This window comes from Mycolicibacterium rutilum (assembly GCF_900108565.1).
Lineage (GTDB): Bacteria > Actinomycetota > Actinomycetes > Mycobacteriales > Mycobacteriaceae > Mycobacterium > Mycobacterium rutilum.
This window is the reverse complement of sequence record NZ_LT629971.1, coordinates 1,110,471-1,135,187: the sequence shown is the minus strand read 5'-3', so window position 1 is coordinate 1,135,187 and position 24,717 is coordinate 1,110,471. Positions and strand designations below refer to the sequence as shown.

General features: G+C 68.8%; 27 protein-coding genes. 15 read left to right on the top strand and 12 right to left on the bottom strand.

Going from position 1 to position 24,717, the window contains the following annotated elements; translation table 11 throughout:
• The first annotated feature begins 13 nt into the window (after positions 1 to 13).
• Complete coding sequence (locus BLW81_RS05465; protein WP_083406337.1) at positions 14 to 829, top strand: SHOCT domain-containing protein; 816 nt, start codon at positions 14 to 16, stop codon at positions 827 to 829.
• Positions 830 to 839: 10 nt separating this feature from the next.
• Here the strand turns inward: BLW81_RS05465 and BLW81_RS05460 are convergent, their stop codons facing one another.
• Positions 840 to 3,164 carry a Tex family protein gene (locus tag BLW81_RS05460; RefSeq protein WP_083406336.1) on the bottom strand — a complete coding sequence of 775 codons (2,325 nt, stop codon included), beginning with the start codon at positions 3,162 to 3,164 and terminating at the stop codon, positions 840 to 842.
• Positions 3,165 to 3,189: 25 nt separating this feature from the next.
• The gene (locus BLW81_RS05455; RefSeq protein ID WP_083406335.1) at positions 3,190 to 4,425 is read right to left on the bottom strand and encodes an oxygenase MpaB family protein; all 1,236 of its coding nucleotides are present in this window, start codon (positions 4,423 to 4,425) and stop codon (positions 3,190 to 3,192) included.
• Between the two features lie 43 nt (positions 4,426 to 4,468).
• Here BLW81_RS05455 and BLW81_RS05450 point away from each other — a divergent pair, with 43 nt between their 5' ends.
• The gene (locus BLW81_RS05450; protein ID WP_157897890.1) at positions 4,469 to 4,675 is read left to right on the top strand and encodes a zinc-ribbon domain-containing protein; all 207 of its coding nucleotides are present in this window, start codon (positions 4,469 to 4,471) and stop codon (positions 4,673 to 4,675) included.
• Here the strand turns inward: BLW81_RS05450 and BLW81_RS05445 are convergent.
• The 4 genes from BLW81_RS05445 to BLW81_RS05430 form a co-directional block, all read right to left on the bottom strand.
• Positions 4,590 to 5,423: a TspO-related membrane protein gene (locus tag BLW81_RS05445; RefSeq protein WP_083406334.1), complete on the bottom strand. Its 834-nt coding sequence runs from the start codon at positions 5,421 to 5,423 to the stop codon at positions 4,590 to 4,592. The genes BLW81_RS05450 and BLW81_RS05445 overlap by 86 nt on opposite strands.
• Before the next feature lie 72 nt (positions 5,424 to 5,495).
• Complete coding sequence (locus BLW81_RS05440; RefSeq protein ID WP_083406333.1) at positions 5,496 to 6,587, bottom strand: NADH:flavin oxidoreductase; 1,092 nt, start codon at positions 6,585 to 6,587, stop codon at positions 5,496 to 5,498.
• A gap of 133 nt (positions 6,588 to 6,720) precedes the next feature.
• Positions 6,721 to 7,431 carry a GntR family transcriptional regulator gene (locus BLW81_RS05435; protein ID WP_083406332.1) on the bottom strand — a complete coding sequence of 237 codons (711 nt, stop codon included), beginning with the start codon at positions 7,429 to 7,431 and terminating at the stop codon, positions 6,721 to 6,723.
• Entirely contained in the window at positions 7,428 to 7,931 is a 504-nt protein-coding gene (locus BLW81_RS05430; RefSeq protein ID WP_083406331.1) for an HD domain-containing protein, read from the bottom strand. Before BLW81_RS05430 ends, BLW81_RS05435 begins: the two co-directional genes overlap by 4 nt.
• Positions 7,932 to 8,053: 122 nt before the next feature.
• Here BLW81_RS05430 and BLW81_RS05425 point away from each other — a divergent pair, with 122 nt between their 5' ends.
• From BLW81_RS05425 to BLW81_RS05400, 6 genes are all read left to right on the top strand, one after another.
• Complete coding sequence (locus tag BLW81_RS05425; RefSeq protein WP_083406330.1) at positions 8,054 to 9,169, top strand: TIGR03364 family FAD-dependent oxidoreductase; 1,116 nt, start codon at positions 8,054 to 8,056, stop codon at positions 9,167 to 9,169.
• A 92-nt stretch (positions 9,170 to 9,261) separates the two neighbouring features.
• On the top strand, positions 9,262 to 9,927 hold the full coding sequence (locus tag BLW81_RS05420) for a phosphonatase-like hydrolase (RefSeq protein WP_083406329.1): 666 nt from the start codon (positions 9,262 to 9,264) through the stop codon (positions 9,925 to 9,927).
• Between the two features lie 25 nt (positions 9,928 to 9,952).
• A complete protein-coding gene (locus BLW81_RS05415) occupies positions 9,953 to 10,927 on the top strand; it encodes a phosphate/phosphite/phosphonate ABC transporter substrate-binding protein (RefSeq protein WP_083406328.1) in 975 nt (324 codons plus the stop codon).
• Positions 10,924 to 11,748 (top strand): phosphonate ABC transporter ATP-binding protein, encoded by an 825-nt coding sequence (gene phnC / locus BLW81_RS05410; protein ID WP_407662334.1) that lies wholly within the window; start codon positions 10,924 to 10,926, stop codon positions 11,746 to 11,748. Before BLW81_RS05415 ends, phnC begins: the two co-directional genes overlap by 4 nt.
• Positions 11,745 to 13,322, top strand: coding sequence for a phosphonate ABC transporter, permease protein PhnE (gene phnE, locus BLW81_RS05405; protein ID WP_083406327.1), 1,578 nt, complete (start codon positions 11,745 to 11,747; stop codon positions 13,320 to 13,322). Before phnC ends, phnE begins: the two co-directional genes overlap by 4 nt.
• A complete protein-coding gene (locus BLW81_RS05400) occupies positions 13,298 to 14,308 on the top strand; it encodes a zinc-binding dehydrogenase (protein WP_083406326.1) in 1,011 nt (336 codons plus the stop codon). Before phnE ends, BLW81_RS05400 begins: the two co-directional genes overlap by 25 nt.
• Positions 14,309 to 14,331: 23 nt before the next feature.
• Here the strand turns inward: BLW81_RS05400 and BLW81_RS05395 are convergent, their stop codons facing one another.
• Both BLW81_RS05395 and BLW81_RS05390 read right to left on the bottom strand, forming a co-directional pair.
• Positions 14,332 to 14,619, bottom strand: a complete 288-nt coding sequence (locus tag BLW81_RS05395; RefSeq protein ID WP_083406325.1) for a LuxR C-terminal-related transcriptional regulator — start codon at positions 14,617 to 14,619, stop codon at positions 14,332 to 14,334.
• A complete protein-coding gene (locus tag BLW81_RS05390) occupies positions 14,616 to 15,302 on the bottom strand; it encodes a hypothetical protein (RefSeq protein WP_083406324.1) in 687 nt (228 codons plus the stop codon). Before BLW81_RS05390 ends, BLW81_RS05395 begins: the two co-directional genes overlap by 4 nt.
• Between BLW81_RS05390 and BLW81_RS05385 the strand changes: the two genes are divergently transcribed.
• The 7 genes from BLW81_RS05385 to BLW81_RS05355 all read left to right on the top strand — a co-directional run bounded on the left by BLW81_RS05385 (position 15,271) and on the right by BLW81_RS05355 (position 21,988).
• Positions 15,271 to 16,005, top strand: coding sequence for a hypothetical protein (locus BLW81_RS05385; protein ID WP_157897597.1), 735 nt, complete (start codon positions 15,271 to 15,273; stop codon positions 16,003 to 16,005). The genes BLW81_RS05390 and BLW81_RS05385 overlap by 32 nt on opposite strands.
• A complete protein-coding gene (locus BLW81_RS05380) occupies positions 16,002 to 16,823 on the top strand; it encodes a hypothetical protein (RefSeq protein ID WP_083406322.1) in 822 nt (273 codons plus the stop codon). Before BLW81_RS05385 ends, BLW81_RS05380 begins: the two co-directional genes overlap by 4 nt.
• A gap of 13 nt (positions 16,824 to 16,836) precedes the next feature.
• Complete coding sequence (locus tag BLW81_RS05375) at positions 16,837 to 18,318, top strand: hypothetical protein (RefSeq protein WP_083406321.1); 1,482 nt, start codon at positions 16,837 to 16,839, stop codon at positions 18,316 to 18,318.
• A complete protein-coding gene (locus BLW81_RS05370; protein ID WP_083406320.1) occupies positions 18,315 to 19,292 on the top strand; it encodes a hypothetical protein in 978 nt (325 codons plus the stop codon). Before BLW81_RS05375 ends, BLW81_RS05370 begins: the two co-directional genes overlap by 4 nt.
• On the top strand, positions 19,289 to 20,143 hold the full coding sequence (locus BLW81_RS05365) for an alpha/beta fold hydrolase (RefSeq protein ID WP_083406319.1): 855 nt from the start codon (positions 19,289 to 19,291) through the stop codon (positions 20,141 to 20,143). Before BLW81_RS05370 ends, BLW81_RS05365 begins: the two co-directional genes overlap by 4 nt.
• 5 nt (positions 20,144 to 20,148) lie before the next feature.
• Complete coding sequence (locus BLW81_RS05360; RefSeq protein WP_157897596.1) at positions 20,149 to 20,757, top strand: Pr6Pr family membrane protein; 609 nt, start codon at positions 20,149 to 20,151, stop codon at positions 20,755 to 20,757.
• 181 nt (positions 20,758 to 20,938) lie between these two features.
• Positions 20,939 to 21,988 (top strand): OmpA family protein, encoded by a 1,050-nt coding sequence (locus BLW81_RS05355; protein ID WP_157897595.1) that lies wholly within the window; start codon positions 20,939 to 20,941, stop codon positions 21,986 to 21,988.
• A 46-nt stretch (positions 21,989 to 22,034) separates the two neighbouring features.
• On the opposite strand, the gene BLW81_RS05350 is transcribed toward BLW81_RS05355, so the two are convergent.
• The 4 genes from BLW81_RS05350 to BLW81_RS05335 form a co-directional block, all read right to left on the bottom strand.
• A complete protein-coding gene (locus tag BLW81_RS05350) occupies positions 22,035 to 22,277 on the bottom strand; it encodes a hypothetical protein (RefSeq protein ID WP_083406316.1) in 243 nt (80 codons plus the stop codon).
• Between the two features lie 62 nt (positions 22,278 to 22,339).
• Positions 22,340 to 23,008, bottom strand: a complete 669-nt coding sequence (locus tag BLW81_RS05345) for an HD domain-containing protein (RefSeq protein ID WP_083406315.1) — start codon at positions 23,006 to 23,008, stop codon at positions 22,340 to 22,342.
• Positions 23,009 to 23,079: 71 nt separating this feature from the next.
• Entirely contained in the window at positions 23,080 to 24,159 is a 1,080-nt protein-coding gene (locus BLW81_RS05340; protein WP_083406314.1) for a glycoside hydrolase 5 family protein, read from the bottom strand.
• Positions 24,160 to 24,633, bottom strand: coding sequence for a peroxiredoxin family protein (locus BLW81_RS05335; protein ID WP_083406313.1), 474 nt, complete (start codon positions 24,631 to 24,633; stop codon positions 24,160 to 24,162). It abuts the gene before it with no gap.
• Between the last annotated feature and the right edge of the window lie 84 nt (positions 24,634 to 24,717).

Here is a 24,717-nt window from a genome sequence, read left to right as displayed (position 1 = left end):
AAGGGGACAACCCATGTTGAGCCAATACCTGAAGGTGCAGTCGTTCGCATTGCTGTGCGGCGCAGTAGGACCGCTGTTCATGATCCTGTACTTCGCGTCCGGGCGTGACCCGTTCCTGGTGTGGTTCTTCTGGTCCGGGCTCGCCGTCACCGCGCTCACCGTGGTGTATTCGGTCACGGTCGTCATGAAGGGCCAACGCACAGCCACCCGGATCGCCGGCCTCGAGAAGACCGGCGTGCTGGCCCTGGCCGAGGTCACCGGCATCGAGGAGACCGGCACCTACATCAACGAGCGGCCGCTGCTCAAACTCGAGCTCAACTTCTCGGGCCCCGGCCTCGAGCCGTTCGTCAGCCGGACGCGGGTGACCGCCTCTCCCGTGCAGCTGCAGATGATCACCAACCGCAACCTGGCCGCGCTGGTCGATCCGGCGACCAAGAAGTTCGATATCGATTGGCAGCGAAGCGCTCTGCTCACCGGTGTGATGCCCGCGGAGTTCACCCTCCTCGACGACGACCGCACCTTCGACCTCAGCGGTCACATCGAGCCGCTGATGGACGTGTTGCGCATCCTGATGTCGCACGGCATCGCGCTGACCGACGAGGGCGCCTTACGGGCGAACCCGGCTGCCAGGCAACAGATCCGGGATCACATCAAGCGCGTGGCCGTGCAGTATCCGTCGGTTGTGCGCGGCGCTCAGCCCGAGCCGGCACGCACCGCGGCGGTGTCGACGGCCCAACGGCTGCACGAACTCGAGGCGCTGCGGTCCGCAGGAGACGTCAGCGAGGAGGAGTACGCGGCGAAGCGCGAGCGCATCATCGCCGACCTGTGACGGCAGCCCGTCACTTGCCGAAGCCGGCCTTGCGCAGAGCGTCGGCCATCGACCCCGCCGGCGGAGTGGACCGGCGACCGGAGTCCTTGTCCCGACGCGGTTTCCGTGGTGGTGTTCCGCGTTCTGGGCGCTTGGCCTTGTCGCGCTGCGGCGTGTCGTTCAGGCGCAGGCTCAACCCGATGCGCTGGCGGTCGACGTCGACGTCGACCACCTTGACGCGCACCACCTGCCCGGAGCGCACCACCTCGTGCGGGTCGGAGACGAACCGGTCGGCCATCGCCGAGACGTGCACGAGGCCGTCCTGGTGCACGCCGACGTCGACGAAGGCGCCGAACGCGGCGACGTTGGTGACCACGCCCTCGAGCACCATACCCACCTTCAGGTCGGCGATCTTCTCGACACCGGCGGCGAAGGTGGCCGTGGTGAACGCGGGCCGCGGGTCACGCCCGGGCTTCTCGAGTTCGGCGAGGATGTCGGTGACGGTCGGAACGCCGAACCGGTCGTCGGCGAACTCGCCGGGCTTCAGTGACCGCAGTGCGCGTTCGTTGCCGATCAACTCAGCCAGCGTGATCCCGGAGCGGTCCAAGATGCGGCGCACCACGGGATAGGCCTCCGGGTGCACCCCGGAGGCGTCGATCGGATCGTCACCGCCGCGGATCCGCAGGAACCCGGCGCACTGCTCGAATGCTTTGGCGCCCAACCGCGGAACCTCGAGCAGCGCCTTGCGGTTGCGGAACGGCCCGGTCTTGTCGCGGTATGCCACGATCGCCTCGGCCAGGGTCTCCGACACGCCGGACACGCGGGCGAGCAGTGGCACCGAGGCGGTGTTGAGGTCGACTCCGACGGCGTTCACCGCGTCCTCGACCACCGCATCGAGGCTGCGGGCCAGCGTCCCCGGCGTCACGTCGTGCTGGTACTGACCGACCCCGATCGACTTCGGCTCGATCTTGACCAGCTCGGCCAGCGGATCCTGCAGCCGGCGCGCGATCGACACCGCCCCGCGCAGGGTCACGTCCAGCGTCGGCAACTCGCGCGCGGCGTATGCGGATGCGGAGTAGACCGAGGCGCCCGCCTCGCTGACCATCGCCTTGGCCGGCGCCTCGGCGCCGGCGGCCCGGATGTCGGCGATCAGCTCCGCGGCCAGCGCGTCGGTCTCGCGGGACGCCGTGCCGTTGCCGACGGCGATCAACTCCACACCGTGGCGGGCCACCAGCGCCGCCAGCACCGACTTCGCCGAATCCCATTGGCGCTGCGGCTGATGCGGGTAGATCGTGGCGGTGTCGACGACCTTGCCGGTGCCGTCGACGACGGCCACCTTCACCCCGGTCCGGAAGCCCGGGTCCAGGCCGAGGGTGGTGCGGTTGCCTGCGGGCGCGGCGAGCAACAGGTCCTTGAGGTTTCTGGCGAAGACCGCGACAGCCTCCTCCTCGGCGCGCTTGCGTAGCCGGACCCGCGCGTCGACCCGCGCCGAGATCATCAGCTTGGTGCGCCACGCCCACTCGACGGTGCCGACCAGCCACTTCGTCGCCGCGGACGCCGCGGCCATGTCCACCCCGAGCGTCGCGGCGATCATCGCGTGGTAGCCGGCGTCGTCGCCGCCGTCGAACGTCAGCGCCAGCACCTCCTCCTTCTCGCCGCGCATGACCGCGAGCACCCGGTGCGACGGCATCGCGTCCAACGGCTCGCTGAACTCGAAGTAGTCCCGGAACTTCTGTGCGGCAGGGCTTTTCGCCACCTCGTCGTTCCAGGGTGCGGTGCGCAGCGAACCGTTGCTCCAGAACTTCTCGCGGACGGCGCCGACCAGCTCGGCATCCTCGGCCACCCGCTCGGTCAGGATGTGCCGGGCGCCGTCGAGCGCGGCCTCCGGGCTGGCCACCTCACCGCCGACGAACTCCGCGGCGACGTCCTGCGGCACCGGTGTGGGATCGGCGAGCAGCCGGTCGGCCAGCGGCTCCAGCCCGGCCTCGCGGGCGATCTGCGCCTTGGTGCGGCGCTTCGGCTTGTAGGGCAGGTAGATGTCCTCGACCCGCGACTTCGTGTCGGCCGCCAGCAGCGCGGCCCGCAACTCGTCGGTGAGCTTGCCCTGCTCCTCGATCGAGGCGAGGACCGCGGCCCGCCGCGCATCGAGCTCGCGCAGGTACTGCAGCCGCTCCTCGAGGGTGCGCAGCTGACCGTCGTCGAGGCTGCCGGTGGCCTCCTTGCGGTAGCGCGCGATGAACGGCACCGTCGACCCCTCGTCGAGCAACCGCACCGCGGCCGCGACCTGGGACTCGCCGACCTCCAATTCCTCAGCGAGGCGGGCATTTACGGACTTCACGGTCAAGCTCTCGGGCACGCGGCGACTCTACAGGGCACCACCGTCAACGGCGCAGCGGGACCGCGGCCTCGAACGCCGCCGCCTTGCCGTCGGACTGCCAGCGCAGCCAGGCCTCCCAGCGCCGGAGGTTGGCCCGCTGCCAGCGCTCGTCGACCGTGGCCGACATCCGGCGCGCCAGTTCCAGCGCGAGGATCACCGGGGACCGCGCCAGCAGCAGGACAATCCCCGGGACCGCCGAGGGCAGCCGGTAGCGCCTGCGGTTCCACGGCAGCATGTACAGGCCCAGATAGCCGGCCTGCACGCGGTAGTGGTACTCCGCGCGCAGCCGGGCGAGGCCGCGGTGCTGGACGGCGGGTTCGAAGGCGGGCACGAACGACTCCACCAGTTCGGTGCCGCTGCCGCCGCTGTCGTAGCTGCGAGCGGCATCGGCCATGAACAGGATGCGCCAGGCATCGGCGACGGTCTCGGGGAAGTAGCCGTCGCAGCGCACGCCGACCAGGTATCCGCAGTAGCGGTTGAAGTGCAGTACCGCGCGCATCTCCTGCGGTGAGGTCAGGTGCCCCAGCGGGTACAGCCCCAGCGCCGGGGCGACGCTTCCGCCGAGCAGGGTCAACAGCATCGCCGACTGGCTGATCGGCAACCCCCATCGTTCGGCGTCCCACTCCGGGTGCTGCTTGACCCGGTCGCGCACGCTGACGTGCATGATCCGCACGTGCAGCGAGATGTTGCGCCCGAGCGAGCCGGGCGTGAGGATCGCCCCGGGCCGGCATACCTCGATCCACCAGCGCGACGTCTCCAGGTAGCGGTGCAGGGCGCGCTGCCCGGCGTAGCCGCCCGACAGCGACAGCGGTACGGCGAGCCAGCCTTCGGTGTAGGTGTCGTTGGTGCCGGCGTTGCCCAGCGCGCCGAGCGCGTAGGCCCAGCGCCGCCACACCGCCGCGCCCTGCTCGACGAGGTCGGGATCGACCCAGTCGGGCAGCTGCTCGAACTCCTCGAACAGCGCGCGCATCGACTCGGGCGCCTCGGGTACGGCGTCGATACCGTCGCGCTGCGCGCGCTCGACCAGCTCGCGGGCTTTCCTGGCGCCGAGCTCACCGTGGTAGGTCTCGGCGACGAACCGCTCCGCGACCGGATCTCCCGCGGTGAGGCCGGCGATGAAGGCTTGCGCGACGTCGTCGGAGGGCAGCGGGTCGACGCCGGTGACGCGGTGCACCGCCGTGCGCAGCCGGGCCCGGCGGCGGCTCAGCTGCGGGTACCGGAAGGCGGTCGGCGCGGACATGTCTTCAGTGTGGCCGCCGAGCGCGGTCCGTACGCTGGGAGTCGTGTTCTTCTTTCTGTTCGGCTACGGCGCCAAGCAGAAGTATCTCGGCGCCGGTCAGGTCCGGACCTGCCCGCGCTGCCACAACACCACGCAGTGGAACCGGATGCGCGAGTTCAAACAGTTCACGCTGTTCTTCGTTCCGGTTGCGCGGTGGCAGCGCCGCGAATTCGAGGTGTGTGGGATCTGCGGGACCGCAGTCCCAGCATGAGTTGCAACAGCGCCAGGAGCGCGGCGCCGGCCAGTGAGGCCGTCAGCACCGATGTCGTCTCGCTGAGCCGCACGGCGATCCCGACCAGGGCCCAGATGATGACCAGAGCGTAGGCAATGTCGTTGTGGCGCAGGCTCATCGCGACGCCGAGCGCGGTCGCGACCGCCACCATGATGACGCCCCACGTCGGCTCGGATAGGCCGAACCCCGACCAGCCGGCGTTGTCGAGAGTGATCGTCGCGTTGGCGATGGTGGCCACCGAGATCCAGCCCAGATACACCCGGAACGGGATGTGCACCGCCCAGCGTTCCAGCGTCGAAGTCGGCGGGTGCGCCGCCTGCAGCCGGTAGATGACGATCAGCGCGGCCAGCAGTACGAGCATCAACAACATGCTCAGCGGGAACTGGTTGTGGTGCCAGGCGAACAGCCAGCAGCAGTTGGCCAGCGCGGTCACCAGGTACCAGGGGGCGATCGCACGCGCTGTGCCGCTGTCCGCCCAGCCCTTCGTCGCCGCGACGGCGAGGTAGCCGCTGTAGGCGATCAACCCGAGGTAGATGAGGCTCCAGATGGAGAACACGTAGCCGGCCGGGACGAAGTACACCTCGAAGCGGCGGGTGACGTCGCCGGTGGTCTGGCCGTTGATCGGTAGCCCGTTGGCCAGGTAGTTGACCACCAGCGTCGCCGCCGTCGCGACCGCGGCCGCGATCGGCCACAGCAGTGACGTTCGGCGGTCGACGGTGCTGACCATGGGCTCTCCTTCGCGTACGGGGTACCGCGAGCATGCCCATCGACGGCGGTTTCGAACCTCGGCCGGCTCCGGCTAGGCGAGCGCCGCGAGCGCGGTCGCCGGGTCGTAGCCGCCGAACCCGCCCAGTTCGCCGCGACGCAGCCGATTGACCCAGCCCGGGTCGGCGAGCAGCGCGCGTCCGATCGCCACGATGTCGAACTCGTCGGCGTCGAACTGCTCGACCAGGTGGTCCACCGGGGCGGGCGCGATCACCTGCCCCTTCTTCTCGCTGCGGAACTGCGTCTCCAGTCCGACCGAACCGACCGTGATCACCGGCAGCCCGGTCACCTTCTTGGTCCACCCGGCCAGGCTCAGCTCGCCGTGCTCGGGGAACGCGGGCACGTAGTGCCTGCGGGTCGAGGGATGCAGGACGTCGACGCCGGCGTCGGCCAGCGGGGCCAGCAATTCCTGCAACTGGGCCGGGTCCTCGGCGATGGTGGCGGTGTAGTCGGTGCCCTTCCACTGCGAGAACCGGAAGATGATCGGGTAGTCCGGGCCGACCGCGGCGCGGACGGCGGCCACCACCTCGGCGGGGAACCGGGTCCGCGCGGCCAGGGAGCCCCCGTAGCCGTCGGTCCGCAGGTTGGTGCGCTCCCAGAAGAACTCGTCGAGCAGGTACCCGTGTGCACCGTGCAATTCGACCGCGTCGAACCCGACTTCCTGTGCGGTGCGGGCGGTTTCGGCGTACAACGCGACGATCCGCGGAAGTTCGTCGGTGTCCAGCGCGCGTCCCTTCAGCTTACCGAGCCCGTCGACGCCGGAGGGGCTGACTGTGAGGACACCGTCGGAGTCGGCGCGCTCGGCGCCCTGATGCCACAGCTGCGCGGCGATCCGGCCGCCCTCATGGTGCACACCGTCGACGACGCGCCGCCAGCCGGCGAGCACCTCGTCACCGGCGAGTGTCGGGATGCTGAACGGGTAGCCGGCCGCCGGATCAGGTAGCCGGACCCCCTCGGTGATGATCAGGCCCACCCCGCCGGCGGCCCGGCGCCGGTAGTACTCGGCCACGTCAGCACCCGGAACCCCGTTCGGCGAGGCCTGACGGGTCATCGGCGCCATCGCGAACCGGTTGGGCACCGTCAGGGAGCGGACCGTGAAGGGTCGGAACAGGTCGTCGATCGCCATGAAGGGATTCAACGCGACGCCGTCGTGGCTGATTCCATCGCCGGCCCTCTTCGCCGAGCGTGGACTTGTGCTACGCAATATCGCGGGCGGGGTGACGCAAGGCCACACTCGGCGCATAGAAAAAGAGGAAGCATCAGCGGTCGACGAGCATGGCCTCGAACGCCACCCGGTCCCCGCGGTACAGGGCGCGGACGAGTTCGATCGGCTCGTCGGCCGTGTCGACCGTGCGCCGGTTGAGTAACAGCACCGGCATCGCGGTGGTGGTGCCGAGCAGCTCGGCTTCGCGGGGGGACGGCAGCGCGGTCTCGATCCGCTCGAGTGCCGCACCGAACACGACGCCCGACGACCGGATGGCCGCATACAACGACGTCGCGGGATCGAATTGCTCTCGCAGCCAACCGAACCGGGACGCCGCGAGGTAGGTGCTCTCCAACCCGATGCGCTCGTCGTCGGCAAGCAGCACCCGTTCGAGCCGCATCACCGCGGCGCCGCGCCGGAGCCCGAGCGCGCGGGCGGTGTCGGCGTCGGCGCGCAGGTCTTCCCAGCCGACCAGTTGCCGGCCGGGAACGCGACCCATGCGTTCGGCGCCCTCGGTGTAGGACCGCAGCGACAGTGGTTGCACGAGTTTTGGCCGCGACACGACGGTCCCTCGGCCGCGGCGTTCGATGCGACCGGCGACCAGCAGCTCATGCAGAGCTTGGCGCACCGTTTCGCGCGCCACGTCGAAGCGGGCCGCCAACTCGCGTTCGGCGGGAACCGGATCGCCGACGTCGAGTTCGGCGAGCAAGGCGTCCAGCTCCGTGCGGACACGATGCACCTTCGGCGTGCGTATCGCGCGGGTCATCGCCGACCACCCTCGGCAAGCCGCTCGGCGATCGCGATGAGCACCCCGAGTTCGACGCCCGCCGCACCGGGTTGCTTGGCCGCATCGTCATAGGCCCTGAGCCGCAGGGCGTCCGGCCACCACGGATGCCCGGCGAACTCGACGTCAGCCGCGGCTCCGCCCTGGTTGACCAGCGACGCCACCGACACCGCGGACAGGGTCTCGCCGTATCCCGGCCGCGTCGCGACCAGGAAGCGCTTGGCCGCCACATGTGCGCCGGCCAGCCATCCCACCCGGGCGCCGAATCGCGGGGTCAACCAGTCCCGGGCGATCGCGTCGTGGGCGCGCGAGCCGTCCGCCAGCAGCGGACTGTGTCCAATGTCGTGCAGGGCCGCGGCCAGGACGAGTTCGTCGTCGGCGCCGTCAGCCAATGCTATTGCCGCACACTGACATGCGTGGTCGAACTCGTCGACGACGTCCTCGTCCCACACACCGCGCAGAGACTCGAGAACCGCAACCATCTCGCCAGCCGTCACGCGCCGAACGTACCAGAAATTGGTCTATACCAATCGTTCACCTGGCGTTCGCGTCGCTGTCCCCGTCCCGTCGCCGCGGCGTCGCGCGACCGCGTCAGAGTCCGGCCGTGCGGATCATCATCATCGGTGGCGGAATCCTGGGCACGGCGCACGCTTTCGAGGCGGTACGCCGAGGCCACCAGGTGATCCACCTCGAACGCGAGACCGAAGCCCGGGGCGCCACCGTGCGCAACTTCGGCCTCGTCTGGGTGTCGGGACGGTCCTCGGGTGAACTCGAGATCACGCTGCGGGCGCGACAACTCTGGGAGGAGATCGGTGCGGCGGTGCCCGGCGTGGGCTTCCGGGCCAACGGATCTCTGACGCTGCTGCGGACCCCGGCCGAACTGGCGGTTGCCGAGGAGGTCGTCGGGCGGTCCGACGCCGACGCGCGCGGCTTCACCCTGCTCGACGCCGACGAGGCCCGCACGCTCAACGCCGCCCTGCGGGGTAAGTTCCTGGCCGCGCTGCACTGCTCCCGCGACGCCGCGGTCGAGTCACGCCAGGCGATGCCCGCGCTGCGTGACCACCTGTCGGCGACGGGCCGGTACACGTTCCTGCCCGGCGTCGAAGCCCGCGCGATCACTGGCACCCGGGTTCGCGACGACCGCGGCGTGCAGCACGACGGCGATCTCGTGGTGGTCTGCACCGGTGCTGCGCACGGCGGGCTGGTCCGCGAACTCGCCGGGGATCTTCCGGTGCGCCGGGTCCGCCTGCAGATGATGCAGACGGCTCCCCTCGGCGAGCAGTTGAGCACCTCGATCGCCGACGGCGACAGTCTGCGGTACTACCCCGGGTACGCCGGCGCAGCACTCGACGGCCTGATCCGCAGCCAGCCCCAGGATCTCGTCGCCGAACAGCACCACATGCAGATGCTGTGCGTGCAGCGGCTGGGTGGCGGGCTGACCATCGGGGACACCCACGACTACAGCGAACCGTTCCCCTTCGACGTCACCGAGGCGCCTTACGACTATCTCGTCGGGCTCGTCGAAGAGCTGCTCGGCCGCACCCTGCCGCCGGTGGAACGGCGGTGGGCGGGGGTCTACAGCCAGTGCACCGACGACGGCGCCGTGGTCTGCCGTCGGTCCCCGGCCGAGGGCGTGCACCTGGTGACCGGGCCCGGAGGGCGCGGGATGACGCTGGGGCCCGCGCTCGCCGAGCAGACCGCCGACCTCCTCGGACTCTGAAGGATTGGCCTAGACCAAATGATCGCCCGCTGTTCACCCGAAGTTCCGGTCCTCGGAACCCTCCCGTCCGGCCCGCATCCGAAGGTGAAGACATGCACATCGAACTAGTCGTCCTGGACATGGCAGGGACCGTGGTGAGCGACGACGGGCTGGTGATGCGCGCCTTCGAGGAGGCCGCCACCGCCGTCGGCGTCCCGGCCGAAGGAGAGCAACGCGACGCGGCCCGCCAGTACGTCCTCGACACCATGGGCTACTCCAAGATCGATGTCTTCACCCGCCTGTTCGGCAGCGACGGACTGGCCGAGCAAGCCAACACCGCCTTCGAGAAGGCCTACGAGCGGTTCATCGAAGGGGGAGTCAAACCGATCGCCGGTGCCCCCGAGGCGATTTCGGCACTGCGCGACGCCGGGCTGCGGATCGCGCTGATCACCGGGTTCAGCCCGGCGACCCAGCAGCGCGTCCTGGACACTCTCGGCTGGAATGACGTGGCCGACGTCGTGCTCGCCCCCGGACCGGGCGTGCGCGGCCGACCGAGTCCGGATCTCGTGCTGACCGCGCTGATGCGAACGGGCGTCGACGACGTGCGCAACGTCGCCGTCGCCGGTGACACCGCCAACGACATCACCAGCGGGTTGCGTGCGGGCGCCGGTGTAATCGCGGGCGTACTCACCGGGGCCCACGACGCACAGACTCTGCACGCCGCTGGCGCGACGCACGTGCTCGGCTCCATCGCCGAACTGCCCCAGATACTCAAGTAACCGAAGCCGAAAAGGATTGTTTCCCATGCTGTTACGTCACGCTGCCCGAGTCATGGCCACCACCGCCTGTATGGCGCTGGCCCTGGCCGGATGCTCGAGTAACGAGTCCGAATCTGACGCCGGCGGCTCGAATGCGTCGGGGTTCCCCGACACCATCACGCTCGCCGCCATCCCCGCCGAGAACTCCACCGACATGCGGGCCAGCTATGAACCGTTGATCAAGCTCCTGGAAAAGGAGACCGGATCGACGATCGAATTCGTGCAGGCTTCCGACTACGCCGGTGTCGTCGAGGGCATGATCGCCAACAACGTCGACCTCGCGTTCTTCGGCCCCTTCGCCTACGTCGTCGCAAAGATCAACGGGGCCAAGATCAGCCCGCTGGGCGCCGTGATCGAGGAGGAGGGAGCCGACCCCGGGTACCAGTCCTACGGACTGGCCCGCTCCGACAACGCCGCCATCAACGGCTTGCCCGACTTCGCCGGCAAGAAGGTGTGTTTCGTCGACCCCGGCTCGACCTCCGGTTTCCTCTACCCGTCGGCCGGACTCATCGAGGCGGGCGTGATCAAATCGGGATCAGAAGCCGACATCTCGGCGGCCATGACCCCGATCTACGCCGGCGGTCACGACGCCTCGGCGCTGGCCATCAAGAACGGGGACTGTGACGCGGGCTTCGCCTTCGACAGCATGGTCGACGAAACCATGGTCGCGAAGGGCGATCTGGCCCCCGGCGACCTCAAGACGGTGTGGAAGTCGGAGATGATCGCCGGCTCGGTGTTCGCGGCCAACGACTCCCTGGGACCCGACGCCATCGGCAAGCTGAAATCGATCTTCACCGAGAACGCCAACGCGAAAGCCTTCGAAGCGGCCGGCTACTGCACCGGTGACGACTGCCTGATCACCGACGAACGTGCTTGGGGTGTGGTGCCGGTCGACGACTCCGCCTACGACGGCGTACGCAAGGTCTGCGAGATCACCGGCTCCGAGAAGTGCAAGGGCTGACCGAGGTGGACGTCGTCGAACCCGGGCACGCGGTCGCCGGCGACGACGTCGTGGTCGCGGTGCGTAACCTCACCAAGCGGTTCGGTGACACGGTGGCACTCGACGGCGTCTCGCTCGACGTGCACCGCAGCGAACTGCTGGTGCTGCTCGGGCTCTCCGGCTCGGGGAAGTCGACGTTGTTGCGCTGCCTCAACGGGTTGCACCCGGTCACCGCGGGTCAGGTCAACGTCGGCGGCACCCGCGTGGACAAGGCGTCCGGCGCCGAACTGCGGGCGCTGCGCCGTCGGGTGGGATTCGTCTTCCAGCAGTTCAACCTCGTCGGCCGGCTGAGCTGTCTGGAGAACGTCCTCATCGGAGGTCTCGGTCGGTTGACGCTGCCGCGGTACGGCGCGCTGACCTATCCGCGCAGCATGCGCGCGGAGGCCCTGGCCCATCTCGACCGGGTCGGCCTTGCCGACTTCGCCGCCCGGCGCGCTGACACGCTCTCCGGCGGACAGCAGCAGCGGGTCGCGGTCGCCCGCACGCTCATGCAGCGTCCGGCGCTGCTGCTCGCCGACGAACCGGTCGCGTCGCTGGATCCCGAAAACGCCGGCGTCGTCATGGATCTGCTGTTCCGGATCTGCATCGAGGAGAAGCTGACCGTGGTGTGCACGCTGCACCAGGTCGACCTCGCGCTCGGCTGGGCGCACCGGCTCGTCGGGCTACGCAACGGGCGCAAGGTCCTGGACCGGCCCGCGGTGGGACTGAACCGCGACGACGTGATGGGCATCTACCAACGCGTCGATCCCGAGGTCGATCGCCCGGTCACCCGGACACCGTGAGCACGCCCCTGGCCGAGCGCGCCACGACGTCCCGTACCGGACTGCCCGGTGTGCTGCACGCGGTGGCCGTCGGTGCCGTCGTCGTGGCGCTCCTGTCGGCGTGGTACATCGACTTCGTCCCCACTGCTCTGTTCGGCGGCATCGACGAAGTGGCGGCGCTGCTGGAGCGCATGGTCCCGCCGCGGCTCGACGATCCCGGCCGCATCGGTGTGCTGGCCGTGCAGACACTCCTGATGGCGGTGCTCGGCACCGTCCTGGCCGCGATCGCCTCAGTACCGCTGGCATTTCTCGCCGCCCGCAACACCACTCCGCACCCGGCGGTGTACACGGTCGCACGCGCCGTGATCACGTTCTGCCGCGCGATGCCGGACCTGCTGTTCGCGGTCCTGTTCGTGCGGGCGCTCGGTATCGGCATCCTACCGGGCATCCTCGCGTTGGGCCTGCACTCGATCGGGATGCTCGGCAAGTTGTTCGCCGACGCCATCGAAGCCAGCGACGCCGGTCCGCGGGAAACGTTGCGCAGCACCGGCGTTGGTTATCTGCGCGAGATGTTGAACGCCGTCGTGCCGCAGGTGGTGCCCGCCTGGATCGGCGCGTTCGTCTACCGCATCGACATCAATTTGCGGATGTCGGTGGTGCTGGGCTTCGTCGGCGCCGGCGGTATCGGGTTCGCCCTGCAGGACGCACTGCGCGGACTGATCTATCCGCGGGCGCTGGGAATCGTCCTGGTGATCCTGGCGATCATCGTCGCGATGGAACTGGTCGCGATCGGCATCCGGCGGATCCTGCTCAGCCCGTCGGTCTCCGATCCCGTCCGCGACCGGCTGGCTCGATTTGCGTTGTCTGTCGGCCTGATCGGTGCGACCGTCGCGGCGCTGATCGTGTTGAAGATCAACCCGGTCTCGCTGGTCACCTGGGTGGGTCCCTCGGTCGAGGTGTTCACCCGGATGATCCCACCGAACTTCGACGCGCTGGGCGCCGGACTCGTCGACGCCGCGCTGCAGACCATCGCGATCGGCGTGGTGTCGACCGCCATCGGCGTGGTGCTGTCCATTCCGGTGGGAATCCTCGCGGCGCGCAACGTCACCCCGAACAGCGCCTGCTACTGGACCGCCCGGGCCTGGATCGTGGCGGTGCGGGCGGTTCCGGAACTGATCCTGGCGGTCGTCTTCGTCGCGGCGCTGGGGCTGGGTCCGATCGCGGGCACCTGCGCCCTGGCGATCGGGTCGGTCGGGTTCCTGGCCAAGCTGGTGGCCGACGCCGTCGAGGAGATCGACTCCGGTCCGATGGAAGCGGTCCGATCGGTCGGCGGCGGGTGGTGGAAGACGTTGGCGGCAGCGGTGATACCGCAGGCGATTCCGGCGATGGTCGGCTCGAGCCTGTATCTGCTGGACGTCAACGTGCGCACATCGACGATCTTGGGCGTCGTCGGTGCCGGCGGTATCGGATATCTGCTCTTCGAGTCGATCCGCACCCTGAACTTCGACGTCGCCGGCGCGATCGTGCTGGTGATCTTCGCCATCGTCTACACCATCGAGAGGTTGTCGGGATGGATCCGCTCGCGACTGGTGTGAGCAGGGCTGCCGTCTGGACGGGAACCGGTGTCGAGGTCCGCGACGTGGCGCTGCCGCAGGAGGCCGACGTGACGCTGGTGCGCGTGCGGCTGGCGACCGTCTGTGGCAGCGACCTGCACACCGTCGCCGGCCGTCGGGGCGGCCCCTGCCCGAGTGTGCTCGGGCACGAGGCGGTGGGCGAGGTGGTCGTCGCCGGAGCGCAGCGAGACATCCGCGTCGGCGACCGGGTGGTCTGGTCGGTCACCTCGACCTGCGGCGCCTGTGCACGCTGCCGATCAGGGCGCACCGCGAAATGCCACGCGGTGCGCAAAGTCGGGCACGAGCCGTTCGATGGTGACTGGCCGTTGTCGGGCGGTTACGCCGAGCACATCGCGCTCCCGGCAGGGGTTGCGGTACAACGGATCCCCGACACACTCGACGACAAGGTCGCGGCGCCCGCGGCCTGCGCGACGGCCACGGTGATGGCCACGCTGGAAGCGGCGGGCGCCCTGCCCGGTCAGCGGGTGCTCATCGTCGGCGCCGGCATGCTCGGGGTCACCGCCGCGGCGGCGTGCACCGAATCGGGCGCCAAAGTGGCGATCACCGACATCGACCGGGCCCGGGTGCTGTTGGCCGAACGATTCGGCGCTGTCCCCGATTCGGGCGGCCCGGTCGACGTCGCGATCGACTTCTCGGGATCGGCGCCCGCAACGGCCGCCGCGCTGAACCGGCTCGAGGTCGGCGGCATACTGGTGCTGGCCGGCGCCGTACTGCCGGGCCCGCCGTTGTCCGTCGACCCGGAGGCCGTGGTGCGGGGCTGGTGGACCATCACCGGCGTGCACAACTACGAACGGCACCACCTCGAACTGGCCGTCGACTTCCTGCAGCGGACCCGCGACGCCTACCCGTGGGCATCGTTGGTGTCTGATCCGGTCGGCCTCGACGCCGCCGATTCGGCTCTCACCGCCGCGCCGCTGGGGGCCTTGCGCGCGTCGATCGCGCCCTGACGACGAGTCGTCGCGTCCGATGGCTAGGCCGGCAAGTCGGCGAGGTCGTCGATGGTCAGCAATTCGTCTTGGATCGCGCGGATGGCCAGCGCGACCTTCGACCGGGCCGGCCGGCCCACCGCGGCGTACTTCTCGCGGATCCGCTGCAGGTGGGTGTTGACGGTGCTCGACGAGATGTAGAGCGCCCTGCCCACAGATGCCTTGCTGCCGGTGCGCAACCAGTTCAGCAGCACTTCGACCTCACGTTCGGACAGCGCCGGCCGGGCGCACACCGCCGTGATGAAGCCGTGTCCGTCTCTGGTGCACGTCATTTCGACACCTGCGCGTTGTGCGGTAACCACGGGCAAGGTCGTGTGGTCCACTCCGGCACCGTGATCGACGGGGTGGCGCCCGGCGCGAGGCGAGCAGCGCGTGCGTAAGTCGCCAACCGGCGGTTGTAGTGGTGACGCAACTGCTCGGATACCGTGCAGGCCAACTCGAACTGCTCGACCAGTCGGGCCGTGTGCCTGACACTTTCGACGAGAACGGCGTTACGCTGCCGCTGCGCGCTTTCGAGAGCAGCGTTCGTTGCGTCGACGCGGGCGCGGTGCTCGCGGAGTCGGCGAGTGCTGACCGCCTCGGCGTCGAGGTGGAGTTCACCGCCGTTGCGGTGCGCGAGGTCCGCCGCGGTGGGCGGGGTGGTGGCCGCGAGCGCGCTGCGCTGCCGGTCGATCACTGCGCTGAGTCGATCCGCTTCGTCGAGCAGCTCTCGCAGCCGTCGCGCCGAAGGCTCACAGACCTCCCGCAAGCGGACCACCAGGCTGCGGTCGTTCTCGTCGAACGTGGCCTGCAATCTGGACATCAGCGCAGTGCCGCTGCCGGGCGCCGCGGTGGACAGCGTCCGGCGGTCGGTGCGGCCGGCCGTGCGGTCGGCGAGCCGCAGCAGTAAGCCGTAGGAGCGGGTGTGGGGGACTCGGCGTGGTGTGCGGATCGGCCGCTCGTTGCTGGTTGTCATGCCGACGATGACAACCCCTCCCGCCAGACTGGTGTTGCGCCGGGACAACACAACAGAGGGTGTTGTTTTCGCGCAACAGCTCGCTGCACGCAGACGGCACCATCACCGCATGTCATTTTCCTGGTTTCGTCGCCGAACGCCCGAACCCCAAGTCCCGCTCGACACCCGCAAGGTCAATCTCAGTGATGTCGGCCAGTCCCACGACACGTTGTCGATGCGGATCGAACGGCCCGACCAGTACCGCCCGCTCGACCCGGTGATGGCGGTTGATGCGGCCGACGAAGCGACGACCGCCACCGAAACCCTCAACCTTGTCGAGGCCGCCGCGCCGGTGGTCGACGAATTCATCGCCGACGTACTCAACGGCTGGCTCGACGAGCACCTACCCGGGTGGCATGCCCGGACCGACGCCGAAACGCTGCGCCGCCTGGATCTTCAACGCGTGCTGATCGCCGAGATCACCCAGAACTACGCCCTGGTCAACGTCCGCCTGGTACATCAACGCCGCCGCGTCGCCGCGCTGCAGGATGTCGTCGACCGGGCCGATGCGGTGCTGTCCGGAACCGGCGCACCGCCGCCCGTCGACGCCGGACCCGGGGCATTGCCCGATCCCGCGGCCTTCGGACACCCCGACCTCTCGGCGCCGGTCCGGACGCCCGGCCTGATGGTCGTACCCTCAACCCCGGAACAAGGTGTGGCATGACCGCGACCGGCTGGACCGAACCGCGCCTGGCGTACCTGACGCAGCGCAGCGCCGGTCACAAGATACTGATCGTCGCGCTCGGGGCGGCCGTCGTCGTCGGCGCCGTGATGGACGCACAGGTGATGCAACCCGCGCTGAACCACATCCTGCGTGGGCATGCCGACCACGTGGCGTTCATCTCCTACGTCATCGGAATCCTCACCGCGCTGACCATGGCGCGCGCGGGTTGGCTGCTGCGCGGCGCCGTGTGTGATCCCGGACTGCGCAGGCGTGAAGGGTTCGCGGCGGCGGTGCTGATCGCGGTGTGGGCCGCGGTCGGGTTGTTGATCACCGCCGCCCGCAGGCACGCAGCGGGACTGGCGGGTCCCGCGGCCGTCGGCTACGACGGCGGCAGTGCCGTCACCGCGAACCCGGCCGTCGACACGGCGCAGATGGCCGCCTACGTCTTCCTCGGCCTCTACGCCGTGACGGGACTGCTGGCGATGGTGGACTTCTACTGCGCACGCAACGACGTCTTCGACCAGAAGCTGACCGCGCACCGCCAGCTCATGCCGGCACGTGCCGCGCTGATCGACGACGAGGCGTTACTGCACCGGCTGGCAATGAATCTGACCAACGCGACACACACGTTCGCCGCCATCACCGGCGAGGGCGCCTTGGCCAAGGTCACGCAGCAGGCGCTGGTGGATCGGCTCAAGCAGCTCGCGTTGGTCCGGTTCGGCATCGCCACGGCGAGCACCGCGGTGCTCGGTGTGGCCAGCACCGACCACCCGCGCAACCCGCGGGCGCGCCATGATGGAGCCGATGATGAGCACTGAGGGGAGGGCGACGATGCCGGTCGCAACGTTGCTCAGACGCCACTTCGTGACCGCGCAGTCGCGTCGAGACGTGGCCGCGGGCGATGCCTGGTGGAAGTTGCCCGACGACGAGACACGACGGTCGTCGGCGTGGCGGCAGTTGGTCGTCGACCTGGTCGCGCCCGCAACGTTCAGCCTCTGGCATGCCAAGGTGACCAAGGACCGCGTCGCGTTGTATGACCGGCTGCGGCTACCGGTGACGCGTGCCGCGATGCTGGTGGTGATCATCGCCGCCTTGCTGTGGCTCGACACCGCGTGGTGGGTGATGGCCTTGATGCTGTGGCCGGCCATCGCGCAGGTGTCACTGGAGATCTACCTCGAGCCCTATGCACTCGACGTCCAATCGCGGTCGAGGTTGTCGTGGGTCAACATGATGACCGGCATCGTGCAGGAGAATCATCCGAACAAGCTGCTCAACGTCACCGGGCTGCTCGGCACCGTCGGATGCCCGCTCAATGTCGCGGCGGTGGCGTTCGCTCCCGCCGGCGGCGACGCCGGCTGGGTGAAGATCGCCGCGCTGGCGGCCGCGATCGTCTACCTCAACACCGGTCTGGCGAACGCTTTCCTGGACCCGCCCAACTACACCGAGAACAGCACGATGCCGCCGTTCATGCACTGGGTGCGGCCGTACGCGCCGGCGATTTCCCTTGTCGTGGTGGCCACCCTCGTCGCACTGTCGGTCCGCCACGGCCGCTGGCAGGACGCGATGGTCCCCATCGCCTACCTGTGCTCGCTGTTGACCCTGCAGCTGGGTTCGACGATCCGCAACCACGACCGCGTGCTGGCCGCGGCGGTGCCGACCGCGCGCGAGGCCATCACCGACGGTCGTCTCGACATGACCGACCTGACGCACACCGAGATGAACAAGGTCAAAGGCCCGATATTCGAGCTGCAGAACATCGACGCGGTGCCGCTCGCGCTCAAGGGGCAGCTCAGCGCCATACCGGCGATCGTCACCCATCTGATCGCCCGCGCGCCGATCAATGCCTCGCGCAAACCACTGCCGCTCAACGATCTTGCCAAGAAGATCCTCGGTGAGTACGACGCGACCAAGTACGCTTCGGTGACGTACGCGATCGACTGGTCCGGTGGCGACGACCGCCACCAGGCAATCGCGGAGAAGGTCACCGCTGCGCTGTGCCTCAACGTCGCGCAGGCGTTGTCCAAGAACGAATTCCGGAACAGACCAACCGACCTCGTGATCGAGGCGTTCTCGACCGGATCCGGTCGGGACATTGAGTACACCGTCGCCGTGCATGACCACCTGCCCGTCATCGAGCACTTCTGCGAGCCGGGCCGATCGCTGACGTCGTTGCGCGCGGTGCTGCGCGATCAGTACGGCGGTGATCTGCGTCAGACCGGCAGCCCGCACGGCGCCAAGGCCATCGTGGCGACCTGGTCGGACCGAACACCAGAAGTCAAGGTGGGCGAGGTCTTCGAGTTGGAGGAACTGTGACGCGGCGGTACCTGATCGTCGACGATGACCTCGGCCGGTTCGACGGCCGCTACAAACCGGTGGCCACCCGGGTCAGAGGGTCGAGTTCCGACATCGTGTTCACCCCCGCGTACGCGCCGAGCCGGGCGATCGAGATTCTGAGCGAACGAGGTGACGAGTTCAGCGGCGTGCTCGCCGACTGTGACCTCAACGCCACCCGCGCCGACGTCGTCGCCGACAAGCAGGTCCGCGTCGAGGACTCGGGCGGGCGTGGTTACATGCTGTCCACCGGACTCGGCGTCCTCGACTGGGTGCACCGAAACCTGCCGGGCGTCGCCACCTGGGCACTGATCGACACGTCCGCCACCCACGCGCCGCTGTACACTAGCGCCGCGAGCCTGTGGCTCGGCGCGAAACCCATGGACGTCAACAGGTTTCGCGATACCGATGAGCACGTCGCCAACCTCGTTGCCGAGTTGGACAACCCGCGGGACCCGCTGCACCTGAATCCACTGTGGCCGGTCGTCAAGCATTCCACCGCGCTGTTCGATCAGCTGATGAACAAGACGCACCAGGGCGTCGAGACCCTCGACTGGCTCGGGGCGATGGCCACACTGACTCGACGCAACTACGGTCCCGGCGGCTTCACGGCCCGACTGGGTGAGCGGTTGCAGCAGATCACCGGACGCGAAATCACCGTGCACCGGCACCGGTTGGCCGCGTTTCTGGCCGGCTGGCAGGTGCTGCTGGCCGAGATGTACTACGGATTCTCCATCGATGACGAGGTGATCAGCTGGGACGACTGGCCGATGGTGGACGAGGCGGAGATCCGTGCGGACCGTCGTAAGCAGGATCTCTCGCACTGGGACCATTTCAACCCATTCACTGATTTCCTCGGTGCCCGACCGGAGTGCGGACAGTTCCTGACCGCCGCCGACGTGCGGACCGCCCTGCGGCATTACCGCGAACGCACCGGCACGGAGATCGGCCCGTGACCGGCGGCACGGTGACCGTCGGTGAAGTCGACGGCCTGCGTTTCGCCACCCTCGGCCGACCTGATGCTCCGCGAAAAGTACTGATGTTCATGGGTTTTCTGGCATGTGTCGAGGCGTTCGAGTTGCAGCGGTTCACGCTCCTGTCGGAGATCTGGGACGCCCGTGTCACCGTCGTCGACGCGCCGGGCTGCGGATACGGTTCCGGGCGGCTCCGCAGCTCGGAGCGGCGGGCCTTACGCCGAGGCGACTTCACAGCGGTCGCTGACCGAATGGTCGCGGTGGCGCTGACTGCGAAGCCGGACCTGGGCCGCGGGCCGGTCACAATCGTCGGATATTCGATGGGCTCAAGCATCGCCGCCGCGGCCGCCGGCTCGCAGGCCCTGCGGGTCGACAACCTCACGTTGGTCGAGCCCGTCGCGGTCAAGCGGTGGAACCTGCCACGGCTGGTGCATGCGACCCGCAACGAGGACAAGGTGCTCGACGAGTATCTCGACCGCAACAACGACATCCCGCAGGTGGTCATCCCGTTGCAGAGGCGGGACGAGACGCCACCACAGCAGTCCCGTACAGATCTCGCTCACCTCGGGTTCGCGCTCAGCCGGGGATATCTGGCGGTCGATGTGCAGCGCGCGCACCGCACACACCGATTCGCCATGCAGCTGGTGCATGGCGCTCGCAGCAGGCTCGCGGGGTGCTGCGACGTCGCCCGGTTCGCACAGCAGTGCCGTGACGATGGCGTTGCGACCGACGACATCGTCGTCCACGGCAGACACGCGCTCTGGCATTCGCTGCCCGACGTCGCCCATCTGGCCCGCGCCACGATGAGTCGCTGGACCGCGGCCCCATCGTGAGGACAGTGGCGAGGGGATCACGCTGGCTGACCGTCGGTGTCGTGGGCACCGAGATGCTCGGTGTGGCCTGCCAGTTCGTACAGTCGACAGATCCGCGGTTTCCGCTGGTGTACTTCACAATCTGTTCCGCCTTGCTCACAGGCGCGGCCGCGGCCGCTTCTCTGGCGTGGCCGGAGCGCGCCGCCGTGAACCGGCTCAGAATCGCCGGTGCGGTCGGTGTTGTGCTGTCCGCGCTGATCTTCGCAGTGGTGATCGCGCCCGCCACGCCGACGGGCACCTGGTTTCAGCCCTGGGACGACGGGTGGGTGAGAACGGCCACCGTGCTCCTGCACGGTGTGGCGCCGGTGCTCGTCGTCGCCGAGCTGCTGGTGCGGCCGCCGCAGCGAGGATTGGGAACCTGGATGGTGTCGGCATACGGTTGGGCTGCGCTGTATCTCGCGGCCGTGAGCATCGCCGGGGCGACGACGAGGTTCACCGTGCCGTACCCGTTCCTGATCCCGAGTGAATCGGGGTGGCCGAACGTGGTGCTCGCGCTCGCCGCGATCACCGCTCTGATCTCGGTGATCACCGCCGCGCTCTACGGTGCCCGAGTCGTTGCGCTTCGCGCCCGCTAGGGTGTTGCGCTCGCACAACAGCGGGCGCGTACCTGGTGGTTCAGTGGGAACTATGACAGCACAGCATGTTTCACGGTTCTGCGCCCTCGCGGTGTATGCGATCGCTTCTTTGACAGCTTGCTCCCCAACCGAGCTCGGCCCGGCGGGTCCGCCATGTAGTCCTCCCGCTGCGTCGGCGCTGGTGCTCGTTGTCGCGGTCCATCAGGGCGCCTCGTCGCCGTCGGTGCCGGTGGCCGCGGCGTGCGAAGTCGAATCGGCGATCAGGTCGACCACACCGATCAGCGTGGTGACCGCCGAAGGGCGGCCGCGACTGGTGCTCCGATCGGCGACCTGGTCGCTGAACGACGGACAGCCTGAGTCGGCCAATCCGCAGGCATATCAGGACGATCTCACCGTCGCCCACTCGACGGTGCTGACCGCGGTGCAGACCGCCGAGGCATCCTCCGAACACCATGACCTCTTGGCCGCTCTCACGATGGCCGCCGACCAGGGACGGCAGACCGGTTCGACCACGCGGGTGCTCATCGTCGACAACGGGCTGAGCGACAGTGGCGCCGTCGACATGACCAGGCCCGGAATGACCGCAGCAGACCCCGGCGAGGTCGCCGACTTCCTGGCTGCACACGGTGGCTGCCCGGCCAGTCTCGCCGGCACCAGCATGACGATGTACGGCGCGGGATACGGCGTCGAACCGCAGCAGAAGCTGTCCCTTCGGCAGGTCGACCAGGTGGGCAAGATCTGGCAGGCCGTCATCGCCGCGTGCGGGGGCCGACTCGACCTGGTTCCGACACCGCGCACGGAGCCGGGACCCGAGACCCGGCACACCGTGAACCCCGTGACGCCCGAGCCGGATGCGGTGATGGCGCCGGTGGGCAAGACCCTCCGATTCATCGGAAACAGCGAACTGCGATTCGGGCTCGACACCGACGAACTCGCCGACCCGGCCGCGGCCGCCGACGCACTGCGACCGGTGGCCGACTATCTGAATGGTGACGGTACGCGGAGCGTCACCGTGTCGGGCACGACGTCCAATGGTCCGACGGGCTGGCTCGACCATGTTGCGCTCGCGACCGCGCGTGCGCGGAGGGTCGAACGTCTGCTCGTCGACACGCTCGGTGTCGACCCGGCGCAGGTCCGTTGTGAGGGACTGGGCTACACCGCGAATCCACCGGTGGTGGATCCGGCGACCGCGGCGCTCAACCGGACAACGCGAATCAGGATCGACTCCTGACAACGAGAAGGCCGCCCACAGGGGGCGGCCTTTCCTTGGGTCGCGATCAGGTGCGTGCGGGCTGTGAGGTGAGATGCCAACCGCTGCAGTGCTCGCACCGGTAGCCGCGGACAACTGTCCACGCGGAAGTGGAGTCGCGCAGCTGCGCGTGTGCCCGGGTGTGGCGGGCATCCTGGAGAACCAGCTTGACGTCCTTGCGCTCACCGAGTCGGCGCTTGCCGGTGCGCGCGCAGATCGGCCAGGCGTGCCGGCGCCGACGGGGTTGGGGGGTGTGGTGTGTCATCGTCATGCGACGATCGTCGAGCCCGCGATCGGGATCGTGTTGCGCGCGGACAACACCAGGGAATGTCGCTACCGGGGTCGGTCACCCCACGGTGAGGCCGCGACCACGTCGAGGAAGGTCAGCCTGCCGCCGTTGATCAGCTCGTGCACGTGTGCGGGAAACGAGAACGGCGGCGCCTTCGTTGGGTCGGCCGCGGTGCCCTGGGCGATCAGGTCGGTGATCGCGTAGCCCAGATCGTGGCGCGGGAATGCCGCGTGCACTCGCTCAGCGAAACCGGGCGGCAGCTGCTCCGTGCCGAAACCGTTGATGTCCAGGCTGATTCCGAAGTGCGTGACGGACTGCTCAGGTCCGAACCGATGCGCCAACCCCACACTGGTGTGCAGGGCGATGGCCTGCCACACGGGGGTGAGCCGGTCTTCGGTGACGTTGTGCTCGCGCAGGAAGCGGACCGCGGCGTCGGCGCCATCGACCTCGAATCGCTGGCTGCCGCCGCCGTACTCGGTGATGCCGAGGTCGTGCAGCGCACAGGCGAGGAAAACCAATTCCTCGTCGTAGTCGGCACCGGCGCGGAGGCCCTGTGCGGTGGCCAGTTCGCGCCCGAACAGATAACTGCGGACGCAGTGGTTGGCGAGGAACGCCGGCGAGACATTGTGCACCAGTTGCAGTGCTGCAGTGCAGATCTCCGAATCCGGCAGGTTCCACACCGCGGGATCGGCGACGTTTGTGTTGGTGGTCATGACCACACGGTGCCGATTCGCTGCGCCGTCCGACAGTGGCGGGCTGGCCAACTACCGTCGGGATCTGGTCATCATCGACTCGCGCGCCGCCGGGCATTGGTGCGGCACGCGGCGCCCCTCAGCCGGTGGTTCGTCTCGGTGACCAGGTCGGTCAACTCCCGGTACGGCTCGTCCCACGGATCCTTGAGGCCGAACCCGCGATGCGGATTCTCCAGCCAGCTGCACCAGTGCCAGCCCAGGCACCACGGCCGCGCGGTGAACTCCTCGGCGGATGCGACGTAACCCGCGCCTCGCTCTCGTTGGTCGCGGAACGAACCGGTCCGGTCGGGGCTCATCGTGGTGGGACACCAGTTCCCGGTGTCGGCGATCAGCACGGGCAGCCGGGTGCGGTGATGCCAGCGCTCGATCAGCTTCAAGGCCGCGTCCAACCGGCGCGGGTCGGGGCCGGGAAACGTCTGCACCGACAGCACGTCGACGTAGGGCGCCATCGCGTCGAGCACCGCGTCCGGTACACCGCGCCGGGTGCCGTAGCGGTCCCCGAGGATCAGGTGATGAGGATCGTGGCGCCGGATGGCCCCGGTCGCGGTGCGGTAGTAGGCGTCGGCGATGGACGCGAGCTCGTCCGGTGGCCAACCCGCGCCCGAGGGATGGCGATCCCAGCACGGCACGTCGACCAGGAAATACCCCAGCAGATTCGGATCGTCGGGACGGCACACGGTCCTGGCGAGATGGTCGCACCACTGTGCGAAGGCCGGCGTCCGTGGATCGCGGTAGGCCGGGTGACCGTTCCACTGTTCGATCTCGGCAATGCGCATCGACAAGGTGTACGGAATGCCCAGCGCGGCAACGTCGTCGGCGGGTAGACCGGCAGAGTGGCCGAGGTCGACGACGTCGGCTTCGGTAGCCAGCCCTGAGCCGCTGACGTACTCCGAGGTCCAGCCGAGGGTATTGAACCCCCACGACGTCATCTCCGGGACCAGGCCCTCGCTCAGCCACCGCTGCCGGGAGCCGCCGTAGCGCGCCGTGAAGATACCGATGTTGTGCCGATAGCGCAGGTTCGTGTCGTCGGCGTGCACGACACCGATCGACAGGAACGACGCACCGTCCGGACTGACGAAATGCCACCGGTCCGACCGCGCTACGGCGAACATTCAGTGCTGCCGGATGTAGCGGACCAGCGCGACGACGTCCTCGGGAACGAGCCGGCCGATCGCGCCGCTGGAGTACACGCTGATCACCACTTTGCCCTGCGGATCCAAGACGAAGCCGGTCGACTGCAAAAACACGGGGTCGGCGTTGACGAACGCTCCGGTCAGTTCGGCGAGCGCGGCGGCGTCGGCGCTGTGCCCGATCGGGAACGTGAGCCGGTGTTTGGCGATCAGGTCCGCGGTGGTGGCCTCGTCGTCGACGGACAACGCCACCACGGCCACCTCGGCGTCGTGCAGCGCATCGGTGGCGCGCTGGAACGCGCGCAGCTGCGCCACGCAGTACGGACACCAGGCGCCGCGGTAGAACAGCACGACACCGAACCAGCCGTCGAAGACGTCCGGCACCTGCACCGGATCGGCGCCGGGCGGCGTGATGGACAGAGGGGGAAACGGGTTACCGGGGTGCAGAACAGCCATATGGAATTAGCGCCGGGCGCCGACGCTCGCCTTACCTGCGGATCAGCTGTGGGAGGCGGCGGAGAAGAAAATTCCGCTCGGCAG